This window comes from Agromyces bauzanensis (assembly GCF_014645655.1).
In the GTDB taxonomy this organism is placed as follows: Bacteria; Actinomycetota; Actinomycetes; order Actinomycetales; family Microbacteriaceae; genus Agromyces; species Agromyces bauzanensis.
Genome location: NZ_BMMD01000020.1, coordinates 56,783 through 69,492, shown reverse-complemented (window position 1 = coordinate 69,492; position 12,710 = coordinate 56,783). Strand labels below are relative to the sequence as shown.

Sequence of the window (12,710 nt, the reverse complement as noted above, 5' to 3'; positions counted from 1 at the left end):
GCACCGAACCCGAATACTCAGTGGCGCTCAACGACAAGATCGCGTCGACGAGCAAGTGGCGCTCAACCGCGATACCCATGGCGCTCAGAGAAGCGAATATTCAGTGAAAGGCGTGAAGTCGCATAGGAGCAAGGTGTCCGAATACGCGGTGTCCGTCGGACGCACTATTCAGCAGGTCGGAACACTGCTTTCATAGGCCGATTCGGACTCGGTAGGCCGGGCATGCGCGCTCGACTCGGGCCGTTGAGCTCAAGAGCGGTCCTGCATGACTGGGACTGCTGACAGTGTCGGTTCCTCGTGATCTGTAGCGGCGACCGTCCAGGATGGGGCCATCCGTCTTCGCTTGAGCGCTGTGGACTTGGGGTTGAGTCGGGAGTGTGCGGCCGCGACTTGATACGTTCACGTTTATCCAACGCCTATTCGATCCCAACCCGGTCGATCGAGCCACTCCGAGGCGTCCCGAGTAGTCTGAACTCAGCAGTTTCAGGATCGGCGAGAAATCCCCGATCATGTCGAGATCAGTCGAGCGGTTGCCGAGATTCGAGCGGCGGGGGAGTAGTCCCGGGAGAGTACATCGGTCGCCAGTTCAAGTCTGGTCCGCCCCGCTCTTGAAATCCCTGATCAGCGGGATTTCCGTGACGCTCAACTGGCCGAATGACTTGATCTCCGGTTTCAGGTTCAAGTGCTGCGTCTCGCCGTGCGATTTGGCCACTGGTCAGGGAGTTTCGGTGCACGGGCTCGGGGAAGGGCTCGTAGCCTCCAACACTCTTGCAGTGGGATTGTCGACGCGTGCCAGGCGCGGAATCTGTCGTGTGGCCCGTGATTTGGCGGCGGAAGGGGCCAGCACCGCGATCGCTCTGCGGAGTTGAGCCCGCACGTTTATCCAATACATTTGCTCCCGAGCATGTGTTCGGGGCGCTCCCGACAGCAGGGGTGACGTCGGTGACGTCCCAGGGGCGCACTGCCGATAACCTGAGCAGTCCGCGCCCTCTGACAATCGGATATCAGTGCTCCTCACCATCAGTTACGCCGGTCCGGACTCGACCGATCTCGGCTTCTTGCTGCACAAACACCCCGGCAGACTGCAGACATTCGACCTGAGCGTCGGCAAGGCCCATGTGTTCTACCCGCAATCCACCGACGAACGCTGCACGGCCGCTCTCATGCTGGAGATCGATCCGATCTCCCTGCTCCGTAACAAGCGGTTCGGTGGCAGCGACCCGTTTTCGCTCGGCCACTATGTCAACGACCGCCCGTACCGCCGAAGCGGCGGCCAACCGAATCACGAGTCACGACCACGCAGGAGCGCCAGCTCCAACCCTGCCAGCCAGCCCATGGCCAGGTACCGGGCGACGAACTCGGGGATCCTCGTCGGCTCATGACGCACGGCGTAGTACAGAAAGAGCGCGAAGCCGATGACAAGTGCGATCAGCGTCAGGTAGCGGACCCAGCCGACGTAGGGCAGTAATTCGAACAGCAGGTCGCGCGGCCGGGGCCGGTCGGGGAATCCCGACTGGATGATCACGTCCGACAATAGGGTCGCCGAGATCGCCACCGCCAGCAGGGCCAGGGAAACGAACCAAGCTCTCACAGGACGAATCGTCCCACTTCTTGGGCGCCGAGCGCCCGTTCGCCGCGATCCGGATGGCACGGCTGTGCGGTCGGACGCGCGAGGGATGCCGCATGAGAAGCTCGCCGGAACACGGCGTGCGATCCGAGGATTTGTGCGCCCGCCGGGAGCATGGGATCGGCTGGTCGGCTCGTGCGGCCACGGTCGCCGCACTGTCGCGACGCGGCCTCAGCGCAAGCTCAGAGCGACGATCACGCGGTCGGCGCCTTCGGCAGGCACCAACCCGAGCGTGGCGGCGCTATCGGTCTTGTGTGAGTGACATCCTTCTCAGCACCGGCGCGTGATCACATCCGCGTCATTACCGGGTGACACCGCGTGCACGCGGCGCGGATCGGTGACCGTCCCTTGGGGGTGGCCCGGGCGCGGCCGAAGGAAGTAGTGGAGCCATCCCCACTGCGCCGAGGCTCCGATGCACAGCAGTAGGGCGCCGGCGACCGCGACATCCGCGATCGCTGTGTGTGGTCACTGCTTCTGTCTGACCCACCTGAGACGCAAGGGCCCCACCCGACAGCTTGGTGATGAGCACTGCGATGAACGTCGCGGTCGAAAGCATCGGAAGAACGACGCCGAGCCAGTCGCGGACCTTTCGGATCCATACGGCGGCGAAGGCCAGAAGCGCTGCAACCGGCACCGCAACGACCGAGGTGTGGACGAAGACAGGGTGCAGCGGATGACCATCGAACAGCCAAGACAAGAGCGACTCCACTTTCACGGGGTGAGATCGGAGTGCGGCGATAACCCTGGACGCCCGCACGTCGGGTCAGCGGATCTGGGACGCCGTGCCGGTGCTCGGCGCCGTCGCCATGGCCGCCGCGCTCGTCTCGCCATCGCCCGCGTTGCCCGACGTCCCTGAGAATGCCCGCGGGACGGGAGAAGGCACGCGATTGAGCCTCGCAGGTTGCAGTATACGGGCACGAGGATCAAGGCGTGGCGCCACGCGTCAGCTCTGCGTCGCGGGCTCTTGTTCGAGCTTATGCCCTTCGATGTCGAGGTCGGGAAGGATCCGCTGGAGCCAACGGGGTGCCCACCAGGTCGCGCGGCCGAGGATCGCGAACGCCGCGGGGATGAGCGTCATGCGCACCAGGAACGCGTCGATGAGCACGCCGACGGCGAGGGTGAAGCCGATCTGGGCGATCATCGTCTCAGGGGAGAAGATGAAGCCGGCGAACACGGATGCCATGATGATCGCTGCGGCGACCACGACGCGCGAGGTGGCCGAGAACCCGCTGATTACGGCCCGCCGCGGGCTCTCCCCACGTAGGAAGTGGTCGCGCATCGACGAGGACAGGAACACCTGGTAGTCCATCGCCAATCCGTACATGATGCCGGTGCCTATGATCGGGATCACCGGCACAAGCGGAGTGCCGGGCTCCACATTGAACAAGCCGCCCAGCCAGCCGTCCTGGAACACGAGGGTTGTCAGGCCGAGGGTCGCCAGGATGGACAGCACGAACCCGCCGGTAGCCAGAATCGGCAGCAGGACGGAGCGGAATGCGAACAGGAGGATGATCATCGACAGGATCACGATGATGGCGATGTAGATCGGGAAGACCTCTGCCATCTTCTCGGTCATGTCGATCATCACAGCCGTGAGCCCGGTGACTCCCAGCGTCTGCTCATCGCCGGAACCGTTCACCGTGGTCTCGCGCAGTTCGTGCACGAGGTGCGCGGTGCGCTCGTCGCCCGGCCCGGTCTCGGGGATGACCAGGAAGGCGACGGTACCGTCGTCGTCGCTGGCGCCGATCACCTGGGCCATCCGCACCCCGTCCACGTCGGAGATACGCTCGGTGATCCCGGTGATCTGCTCCTCATCGAACTCGGATCCGGTCTCGGCGACGGCGATGAGCGGCCCGTTGAAGCCGGCGCCGAAGGACTCGCCGACCGCGTCGTAGCTCTGCCTGGCCGACGAGTCCGGGCTCGCGCTGCCGCCGGTGGGCATCCCCAGGGTCATCCCGGTGGTCGGGAGCGCCGCGAGCACGACGATGACGGCGGTGCCGAGGAGCACGAGCCAGCGGCGCCTCACGATGAAGCCGGACCATCCGCGGGCGATGCGGTGGTGCTGCTCCGCCGTCGCACCCGTCGCGCGTGCTTTGACAGAGACGACCCGTTCGCCGACGAGGCCCAGGAGGGCGGGCAGCAGGGTGAGGGCCACCAGCACGGCGACGGCGACGGTCCCGGCGGCGACGAGAGCCATCGCGGTGAGCATCGACACGCCGACGGCGGCGAGGCCGACGAGTGCGACGATGACGGTGAGCCCGGCGAACACGACGGACGATCCCGCGCTGCCGACCGCTCGGCCGGCGGCCTCGGGGGCGGGGAGCTGCTGGACCCGGATCAGGTTGCGCTGACGGTTGACGATGAACAGCGAGTAGTCGATGCCGACCGCGAGTCCGATCATGACGGCGAGGATCGGGGTAATCAGGTTGATCGGCTCGCCAGCAGCCGACGCGATAGCGATTCCCACGCCGACGCCGACGCTGACGATGCCCGTCACCAGTGGCAGGGTTCCTGCCACGAGCGAGCCGAGCGCGAGCACGAGCACGACAGCCGCGATCAGGACGCCCACGATCTCTCCGACGCCCAGCGCGGGCACCGGGAACTTGAGCGACTCGCCGGGCAGCACGGTCAGGCCGGCCTCTCCATCGAGAGCCTCACCGGCCTCGATGATCTCCTCTAGGTCAGCAGCTCCCATCGGCTGCACTTGCTGATCGAGCGCGAACTGGAACAGTGCGGCGCGCTCGTCCTCGGAGATCAACACCGGCGGGAAGGGAAGCCCGTCGACGATCAGCGGCGCGAAGCCATAGTCGTCGATCTGCTGCTGGATCTGCGCGTCCGCCTGCTGCTGCAGTTGCGCCATGAAGGCCGCCTGCTCCGCTGCGGGAAGCGCGGCGGCCTGCGCCGTGAGGGCGTCGAACTGCTCGATGAATGGTTGTTGCGCCTCCTCGACGGACCCGTTGACGTGCTCGGTGGCGTACACCGACTCGACGACGTCCATGATCACCTCGACCCGCTCCGGTTCGATGACCGAGCTCCCGTCTTCGGTGGTGATGACGAAGGTCCCTTGGCCACCGGTCGCGTCGGGCAGTTCGTCGGCGAGCGTGTCGAGAACCTCCTGGGACGGCGTGCCGTCGATCGACAGGTTCGATGTGAGCTGCACCCCCCCGACGGCGATGACGGTGCCGAGCACACCCAGGATCAGAGCCCAGGCACCGATCGCGATCCAAGGTCGACGGAACGACGACAGCCCGAGGCGGTAAAGAAGGCTCGACATATGGGGGACTCCAGGGTTGGGGTGGCGATTGTCGGGTCAGAGAGCGGGCGCGAAACCGGCGCGGGGCCTGGCAGACATCAGGCTGATGAGCGGATCGACGGCGTGCGCAAGGGTGGTGGGCGCGCCGTGGCCGGGCAGCGGGAGATCGATCTCGCCCAGAGTGATGGCGCTGAAGATCCCGTAGCAGGCGTTCACCGACAGCAGCGTGTCCAGATCGGCACGCGCCCCACCGCTGGCCTCGCCGAGGATGCCCAGCAACGGTCGCATCACCTGGCCGAAGGTGGCGAGCAAGTACGGGCGCAGCGTCGCGTGATCGCGTGCCAGCCCCTGCAACTGCGCCGCCCGCTCAACGGTCCCTTCGTTCGGCTGCGAGCGGATGGCGCGCTCCAACGCGTCGATCACCGACTCGCCCGGCTCGACCCGCATACGGTCCAACACTTGGAGCGCATCGATCGCGACCACCCCGGCAACCGCCTCCTCCTTGCAGGAGAGTGGTTCGCGAACGTGCGCCGGGAGGAACCGGTGGCGGTTGTGACCTCGTCGATCACGAAACCGTCCAGCCCACGCTCCATTGCCAGACGGGAACTCGCCTCAGCGAGCAGCCGCGACGTCAGTGCCCGCTTCTCGCCTCGCAGCCAAGTCACACGCACACTCCGTATTTCATTGCCCAAAGAGCAACATTACCCGATGGGCAACGACGGTTGCTGCGAGTGTGGGTGGCGGCAGGGCGGTGGGGCGGCAGCCCCAACTCAGTGACTCGCGCCGCCGCGCAGGGTCTGCCGTGGTGCTCGGCACGGTGACCCAGTTCGCGCCGCTTGCCGAGGTGCACGGGGAAGGACTGGAGCACACAGGGCAGGCGGTGCTGCCGCCGACGAATGCACCGTCCGGAGTTCTCACGTGCGTCTGGGCGTGGAACCCGCCGACATCGAGTGCGCCGCGTGGAAGGCGTCGACCCGATCGAGGGCGCGCGCAGCCCAGTCGCAGGGCCGTATAGACGCTGCGGCGCATGAACCGCGCGATGAACTCGCCGATGAGCACCGCCGTCGCGGCAGGGCCGCGCGACGGCGCATCCGGCAGCATCGACGTGTCGGCGACGCGCAGGCCCTCGACCCCGTGCACGCTCCCGTACCCGTCGACGACGGCGTTCGGGTCGCTCGCCGGGCCCATGGGTGCGCTGCCGCACAGGTGGATCGCCGTGCCGAGGTTGGTGAGCATCCAGGCGTCCAGCGCCGAGTCGTCGTCGAGGGTCGCGTCGTCGAGCTCGGTGTCAGCCGATCGAACAGGTCGGCGAAGGCGCGCGAGCGCAGCAGGGCGACGGCCGTGCGGATGCCGAGCCGCATCCGCTCGCGATCGTGCACGGCCGACAGGTAGCGGTACTCGATGCGGGGCGCTGTCGTCGGGTCGCCCGACTCGAGCGTGATCGAGCCGCGCGCCTGCTCGCCCTGCAGGCCGACGAGCAGCACCAGGTCGCGCCCGTGCGCGACCTGGTCTCGAACCCGGCGCAGCGACGCACCACGCAGCCCCTGCATCGTCGCAGGCGGATGTCGCAGCGCAGAACGCGCACCGCCGGCGACCGCGCTCGACGCCCGTGAGCAGGTGGCCCATCGTCGTGACGCACACCATGATCTCGAGGTCGCCCGCGGGACTGCCGCCGGGGGACGAGAAGTTGAGGGCCGTCGTGAACGTCTCGGGGGCGCTCGTGTCGACGACGTCGCGACGCGAACGCCATCCGACCGAGAGGTCCGGGTGGTCGCTGAAGGCGCGGCCGACCCCGGGTGCGTCCCGCACAACGGGCACGTCGAACCGGTGCGACTGCTCGGCGGGCCCGATGCCCGAGACGAGGAGGAGGTGCGGCGTGCCGATCCCGCCAGCGCAGGGGACGACCTCGTCGGCCCGGATGACGCTGCGCGAGGCGCGTCCGTTCTCCGCCTGCTCGACCTCGACCCCGACCGCGCGCGTCCCGTCGAAGACGACCCGCAGCACGCGGCATCCGCCCATCACCTGCAGGTTCGGTCGGTCGCGCACCGGATTCAGGTACGCGATGCCCGTGTTGACGCGTACGCCGTCGACGACGTTCTGCGGCACGGGGCCGACCCCGGGCGCGCCGGGCGCGTTCTTGTCGGCTTCCGGGGCGAAGCCGAGCTCGAGCGCAGCGGCGGTGAACGCGCGCGCGGCGGTGTTCGCCTGGGACGCCCGCCGCACGGGCATCGGCCCGGCGTCGCCGTGGTGCGGTCCCGCGCCGAGGTCGAGGTCGTGCTCGAGGGCGCGCAGGACGGGAAGCACGCGTTCGTAGGACCACTCGGGGCCTGCGGCAGCCGCCCATCGTGCGAAGTCCTCGGGTCGGGCGCGCACGTGGCCGAGGTACGACCAGTTCGCGGGATGCACCGGCATCGCGCCCTGCACGGTGGATGCACCGTGCATCACCACGCAGTCCATCGAAGTCCACGACGTCCAACGCCGGTTGGTGGACTCGGGCGTCGGCGGGCCTCACCGCACCGCCCTTGCTTCGGCTACCGGTCCTGGAGATGCGCGAGCTTCGAGGGGTTGCCGATTCCGTGTACGACGGCGATCTTCTCCGCCGTGAACTCGAGCGCGATGACTGTCAAGACACGATGGCCACGACGGATGACGATCCCGGGCGCGGCATTCACATCGGCGACCTCGATACGCAGGTTCTGGCCGGCAAAGCCGGTCAGGAGCTGCCGGGCGACCGGCTCGGCGCCGGTGAGCACTTCCACGGGTGCGCCGGGTATGAGTCCGCCGGAATCGAAGTGGCCCTGTGCGTCCGCGGCGAGTACGGCGACGAGCCCGTCGAGGTCGCCATCCCCGACGGCTTGGGCGAATCGTTCCGTGAGCCGACGTGCGACGACCGGGTCGACGGTGAACCGCGCCGAGCCGTGAGCAGCAATGCGCCGCCGGCCCCTCGACGCCGACTGCCGTGCGCTCGCGGCGCTCACACCGAGCACCTCCGCAATGTTCGCGAAGTCCAGTTCGAACACGTCGTGCAGGAGGAACGCGGTCCGCTCCGTGGGCGAGAGCCGCTCGAGGACGACAAGCAACGCCATCCGCACGGAGTCATCGAGTGTCACCTGATCCTCGGGAAGCATGCGCGTGTCGGTCACCACCGGTTCCGGCAGCCACGGCCCGACATAGGCGCGGCGCGCGTGCTCGTGCGCGCGCAGGCGATCGATCGCCAGCCGGGAGGCGACGGTGACCAGCCAGGCGCGCGGGTCATCCAGCGAGTCGTCACTTCGGGCGAGGAGTCGGATGTAGGTCTCCTGTGTGACGTCCTCCGCGTCGGCGACGGAACCGAGCACACGGTAGGCGACGTCGCGGACGACGTGCCGGTGTGCGTGCCATAGGTCAGAGAAGGCGGTCATGACACTACGACGATCGGGCAGTCGCCGATGTGACCGCAACCCTGAAGCATCCCGGATGTCACACTTCGGTCATCCCAGTCGTCCTTGTTCGCATGACTGACATTCAACGCCCCACCTGGCTCCCCGAGACCGTCTGGCCCTGGGCGATCCGCACCCTCGGATCCGACGGCGACCGAATCGCCTACACCGACACCGGCTCAGGCCCTATCCTCTTGCTGGTCCACTCAGGCACGTGGAGCATCATCTGGCGAGACCTGATCGCCCGTCTCGAGCGCAACTTCAGGGTGATCGCCTTCGATCCTCCCTCGATGGGGCTCTCTGACGACGGCGCCGGTGCAGGCATCGATCCGACCGCCTCAGCCGTCGATCGTCTCGTCCGCGAACTCGACCTGCAGGAGGTGACCCTCGTCCTCCACGACCTCGGCGGACCCGCCGGACTGCAAGCTGCATCCGCGTGGCCAGAGCGCGTCGTCGCCCTCGCGGCGGTGAACTGCTTCGGCTGGCGACCAGACGCCGCGCCGTTCCGGGCCATGCTACAGATCGTCGGTTCCGCGCCCATGCGCGTCGTCGACGAATGGACCGGCTGGCTGCCGGCCGCCTCCGCAACACGGTTCGGAGTAGGCAAGCACATGGACCGTGCCACGCGTCGGGCATACATCACCCGCATGGATCGTCGCGGGCGGCGAAGCTTCCACGAGAACATGGCCTCCGCTCTCGACCATGACTACACGCTCGTCGATGCTGGTGCCGCAGCGATCGCCAGCGTCCCGATCCTGACCGTATTCGGCGAGCACAACGACCCGCTCGGCTTCCAACCGCGATGGAAGGCGCTCGGCTCACAAGTCGAACAGGTCACCATCGCCGGTGGCTTCCACTTCCCCATGTGCGACGACCCAGATCGCGTCGCGTCCTCGATCATGGCCTGGCATCGCGCTTCTGTCATCGTGTGATCATCGGCGAACCGCCGGCGTAGCCAGGACTATCGAAGGTCGGTGACGGGGGCCGCGTCCATGTCGTCGAACGCCTGGTAACGCCGGCCATCGCGCAGCGACCACGATGGTGAGATGACCGCCTGGCGATCGGCGATCACGAGGTGACGCGTCTCTTCGCTCTCGCCCATGAGGTGGATGACGCGGGCGTCCTCCGGGAGATGCGGTGGTCGTGCGTGTGCGCGGGCATCGTGTTCCACATCGAGCCCGGGTGCAGCTCGGCGACCCCCCATCACGATCTGGCACCAGCGCACGCCGTTCTCGAGGATGCGCTGGTGAGCGTGCGCCGGTTCGACGTGACCTGGTCGCCGAGCTCGCGCACGGTGCTCTCGCCGGGCGATACGAGCGCGGCCGGATATGCGGTGTGCGCGGCCGGGAGCAGCCCCGCACATACGCGAGGGCGTTCCGCCGCGGCTCAGACCGCGCGAACCGCGGCCCAATCAGGTCGGCGATCTCATCCAGACCCGCCGACTACGAACACGCACATCATCGAGCACACGGGCGACCAGTGGGCGGCGAGGTCGCCGCTGGGGCGGCTGCTCGCTCTCGCGACCTCCGACCGCTCACCCGAGAGTCTCGGCCAATCGGATCCCGCGCGCTTCCGCGCGGTAGTGCGCCGGCGGAATGCCGCGCGCCCGACGGAATGCCCGTGAGAATGCCTGCTCCGACGCGTATCCCACCGCGTGGGCCACTGCGAACACCGGCTCGTCACGGTCACGCAGCCGCTGCGAGGCGATATCCATCCGCCACCGCGTCAGGTAGGTGAGGGGCGGTTCGCCGACGACCTCGGCGAAGCGCTCCGCGAACGCCGTCCGCGAGTACCCCGCGGCGCGAGCCAGCTCGGCGACCGTCCACGTCCGGGCCGGATCGTCGTGCATGGCGGCCAGCGCGGCCGCGACACCGGCGTCGGGGATACCCAGCAGCCACCCCACACTGCCGCCATCGTGTTCCGCCCAGGTCCGCAGAATCTGCACGAACAACGCATCGACGAGATGTGAGATGACCGCCTGCGCGCCTTGACGCGACTCACGAAGCTCCGTGGCGAGCAGGTCCAATGTCGCGGGGATGGCGGACTGGGCGACGGCGCGCGCCGGCAGGCGGACGACCGACGGGAATCGGGCCAGTGCCGGGTGGGCCGATTCGTATCGGTGCTCGTACCCGCCGCACAACAGTCGCGCACGAGCACCCGATCCCGCGAGGTCGATCCTGCCGCCGAGGGACGCACGGTCGCGCTGCCCAACCGTGACGTCCGCGTAGCGCCGGGGCGCGACGCCCACTTCGCTGGCGATCACGTGTTCCGCACCGCTGGGAACGAGAGCCACGTCACCGCGGCTCAATCTCGCGGGCGTGCGGCCAGCCGTCATCAGCACGCACGTCCCCTCGGTGACGGCATGAAACGCCGCAATGCGAGCGTCTGGCAACCGCACTGCCCATGGGGCGGCGGCAGTCAGCTGATCGAGCCGGGTACCACCAGCCCTCGTCGCCGAGAGCACGTGCGTCAACGTGTCCATCTCTTGATGGTACCAATCGTCCTGCAGAGCGCGGACGGCCGGCTAAGTCCTCCGGAGCTTCGGTCATTCCGCGCCCGCGTCGCGGGGCCTACCGTTCGAGGTGGCAACGTACTACCTAGCGGAAGGACAGACGTTATGCAACTGCTCGCCCTGAGCAAGCCCGCGCCCAGCATCGACCCCGAGGACCTGGCCGGATTGATCCCCAGCGAGGCGCACCACGTGTGGCAGCACTATCTCGAAGGGTTCGTCAGACACGCCTACTTCCGAACCGGCCGGGATGACCCGGGCGCAGTCCTCATCCTCGAGGCCGACAGTGTCGATCACGCCACCGCGGTGCTCGATGCCATGCCGCTTCGCCGGGCCGGGCTCATCACGTTCGAGGTGATCCCGATCGGCCCGTTCGTGCTCTGGGACGCGTTGGTAACCCCACCCGCAGCGTGACGGGCTTCGGTGACCGCGCTTCGATTGCGGTCACTCGAACTCGGCGGGGTCGTGAAACCCCGCCCAGTCCGAGAGATTGACGGATGTCGCGGCGGCCTCGATGAGCACCTGATTGGCGCCCGGCGATGGCACCGGAACCTGTTCGACCCTCAGCACATCGGGAGGACCGTACCGGTCGTAGTCGACGGCCCTCATGTTGATCGACCGTCTGGGGCGGCACGCAGGGACCTTAGGGATCGTGAGTTGATTACGTGGGCGTGTTGGGGTTGAGGGTGTAGTTCCATTCGCCGTGCCACTCGTGCCGGGTGAGGATGCCGCTGTCCTCGAGGTCACGCATCTGCTGGTCGGGGATCTTGATCCCGGCCGGGTACTCGGCGGTGTCGAGCACGGCTTCGACTGGTGCGCCGGACGCGGTGGTAGTGGCGCCGATGGTATTCACGACGACTTCGCGGCTGGTCAGAGGTCTGGCGCGCCAGTTGATCGAGATGCGGGAGAAGAGTCGGTGCTCGATCTTGTTCCATTTCGAGGTACCCGGAGGGAGGTGGCACACCGTGATCGTCAGTCCGGTCTGGGAGGCCAGTTCGGCCAGCTCGGTCTTCCACAGCCTCGTCCGGTAGCCGTTGGAGCCGCCGCCATCGGCGGTGATCAGCAGTCGCGTCGCGCCCGGGTAGGTGCGGCGCCCGACGGCATTCCACCAGGAGCGGATCGTGTTGACGGCGAACGCGGAGGTGTCGTGATCGACGCCGACCGACACCCACCCGGTATCGGCGGCGACGTCATAGACCCCGTACGGGTTCACCTTGCCCAGCACGGGGTCCTTGAAATCGTGCACGTTCACTGGTCTCGGTGCACCCTTCGGGTGCCACTCCCGGCCGCCGTTCTTGAACTCGCCGATGAGTTCCTTCTTCTTCGTGTCCACGCTGATCACCGGATCGGACGTCGCGGAGTGGTCCATGACCTGCGCGTTCAGGTAGGAGAACTGGGCGTCCCGGTCGGGATGCTGACGGCCCTCGACCTGCTTGCTGTTGGCCTGCAGGCTGAATCCCTCAGCACGCAGCAGATTCGCCACCGTCCATGTTGAGACCCGGTGGCCCAGCTTCGCGAGCTCGTCGACCAGGTGCGTCAGCGACAGCGTCGTCCAGCACAGCGCGGATTCCGGATCCCCGCGCCGGGTCGGCTCGATCAGACCCAGCAGCGCCCCCACCACGCCCGGATCGGTCTCCCTGAGCGGCTTGCGGCCCGCCCCGGGCCTACGCACCCGCCCCGTCGGCTCCTCACCGCGTTCCAGCTCAGCGACGCCCTGCCGCACCCGCGACCTCGACGATCCCGACGCCCGCGCGACCGCCGCGATCCCGCCATACCCCAGCGATCGCGCCTCCGCCGCGAGCGTGAGCCGCTGCGCGCGCTCATCAAGACGCGGCAACAACACACCGAACTTCGCCCGCAACGCGTCGACAGTCTCCGGTGCGATCGCCATACACCAATCAT

Annotated in this window: 11 protein-coding genes and 3 pseudogenes; 3 read left to right on the top strand and 11 right to left on the bottom strand. The window is 67.7% G+C overall.

The annotated features are described in order from the left end of the window. Positions 1–1,007: 1,007 nt before the first annotated feature. Entirely contained in the window at positions 1,008–1,382 is a 375-nt protein-coding gene (locus tag IEX31_RS15280; RefSeq protein ID WP_188744265.1) for a hypothetical protein, read from the top strand. Here the strand turns inward: IEX31_RS15280 and IEX31_RS15275 are convergent. The 7 genes and pseudogenes from IEX31_RS15275 to IEX31_RS15255 form a co-directional block, all read right to left on the bottom strand. Continuing rightward, positions 1,283–1,591 carry a hypothetical protein gene (locus IEX31_RS15275; RefSeq protein WP_188744270.1) on the bottom strand — a complete coding sequence of 103 codons (309 nt, stop codon included), beginning with the start codon at positions 1,589–1,591 and terminating at the stop codon, positions 1,283–1,285. The two genes, IEX31_RS15280 and IEX31_RS15275, sit on opposite strands and share 100 nt — an antisense overlap. 337 nt (positions 1,592–1,928) lie before the next feature. Beyond that, positions 1,929–2,336, bottom strand: coding sequence for a hypothetical protein (locus IEX31_RS19665; RefSeq protein WP_373285534.1), 408 nt, complete (start codon positions 2,334–2,336; stop codon positions 1,929–1,931). A gap of 234 nt (positions 2,337–2,570) precedes the next feature. Further along, positions 2,571–4,817, bottom strand: a complete 2,247-nt coding sequence (locus IEX31_RS15270; protein WP_188744264.1) for an MMPL family transporter — start codon at positions 4,815–4,817, stop codon at positions 2,571–2,573. Between the two features lie 120 nt (positions 4,818–4,937). Continuing rightward, the gene (locus tag IEX31_RS15265) at positions 4,938–5,363 is read right to left on the bottom strand and encodes a hypothetical protein (RefSeq protein WP_188744263.1); all 426 of its coding nucleotides are present in this window, start codon (positions 5,361–5,363) and stop codon (positions 4,938–4,940) included. 198 nt (positions 5,364–5,561) lie between these two features. Then, a pseudogene (locus IEX31_RS19660) lies at positions 5,562–6,430 on the bottom strand (GMC oxidoreductase). Positions 6,431–6,656: 226 nt separating this feature from the next. After that, positions 6,657–7,292 (bottom strand): annotated as a pseudogene (locus IEX31_RS19655) (GMC family oxidoreductase N-terminal domain-containing protein); the annotation flags it as partial. Positions 7,293–7,411: 119 nt separating this feature from the next. Then, positions 7,412–8,281 carry a sigma-70 family RNA polymerase sigma factor gene (locus IEX31_RS15255; protein WP_188744261.1) on the bottom strand — a complete coding sequence of 290 codons (870 nt, stop codon included), beginning with the start codon at positions 8,279–8,281 and terminating at the stop codon, positions 7,412–7,414. A 92-nt stretch (positions 8,282–8,373) separates the two neighbouring features. On the opposite strand from IEX31_RS15255, the gene IEX31_RS15250 reads away from it, so the two are divergent. Next, positions 8,374–9,231 (top strand): alpha/beta fold hydrolase, encoded by an 858-nt coding sequence (locus tag IEX31_RS15250; RefSeq protein WP_188744260.1) that lies wholly within the window; start codon positions 8,374–8,376, stop codon positions 9,229–9,231. Positions 9,232–9,260: 29 nt separating this feature from the next. Here IEX31_RS15250 and IEX31_RS15245 read toward each other — a convergent pair whose 3' ends face one another. Continuing rightward, on the bottom strand, positions 9,261–9,401 hold the full coding sequence (locus IEX31_RS15245) for a hypothetical protein (RefSeq protein ID WP_188744259.1): 141 nt from the start codon (positions 9,399–9,401) through the stop codon (positions 9,261–9,263). Positions 9,402–9,833: 432 nt separating this feature from the next. Beyond that, positions 9,834–10,781, bottom strand: coding sequence for an AraC family transcriptional regulator (locus IEX31_RS15240; RefSeq protein ID WP_268237000.1), 948 nt, complete (start codon positions 10,779–10,781; stop codon positions 9,834–9,836). Between the two features lie 135 nt (positions 10,782–10,916). On the opposite strand from IEX31_RS15240, the gene IEX31_RS15235 reads away from it, so the two are divergent. Beyond that, on the top strand, positions 10,917–11,222 hold the full coding sequence (locus tag IEX31_RS15235; protein WP_188744257.1) for a YciI family protein: 306 nt from the start codon (positions 10,917–10,919) through the stop codon (positions 11,220–11,222). 30 nt (positions 11,223–11,252) lie between these two features. Here IEX31_RS15235 and IEX31_RS15230 read toward each other — a convergent pair whose 3' ends face one another. Then, a complete protein-coding gene (locus tag IEX31_RS15230; RefSeq protein WP_229662407.1) occupies positions 11,253–11,417 on the bottom strand; it encodes a hypothetical protein in 165 nt (54 codons plus the stop codon). A gap of 67 nt (positions 11,418–11,484) precedes the next feature. Then, positions 11,485–12,699: pseudogene (locus IEX31_RS15225) on the bottom strand (ISAzo13 family transposase); the annotation flags it as partial. Between the last annotated feature and the right edge of the window lie 11 nt (positions 12,700–12,710).

Bases quoted from the DNA above. Each gene is read 5' to 3' on its own strand.
- IEX31_RS15245 (WP_188744259.1), bottom strand. From the start codon at position 9,401: ATGGGCGAGAGCGAAGAGACGCGTCACCTCGTGATCGCCGATCGCCAG.
- IEX31_RS15230 (WP_229662407.1), bottom strand. From the start codon at position 11,417: ATGAGGGCCGTCGACTACGACCGGTACGGTCCTCCCGATGTGCTGAGG.
- IEX31_RS15255 (WP_188744261.1), bottom strand. From the start codon at position 8,281: ATGACCGCCTTCTCTGACCTATGGCACGCACACCGGCACGTCGTCCGC.
- IEX31_RS15235 (WP_188744257.1), top strand. From the start codon at position 10,917: ATGCAACTGCTCGCCCTGAGCAAGCCCGCGCCCAGCATCGACCCCGAG.
- IEX31_RS15250 (WP_188744260.1), top strand. From the start codon at position 8,374: ATGACTGACATTCAACGCCCCACCTGGCTCCCCGAGACCGTCTGGCCC.
- IEX31_RS15240 (WP_268237000.1), bottom strand. From the start codon at position 10,781: ATGGACACGTTGACGCACGTGCTCTCGGCGACGAGGGCTGGTGGTACC.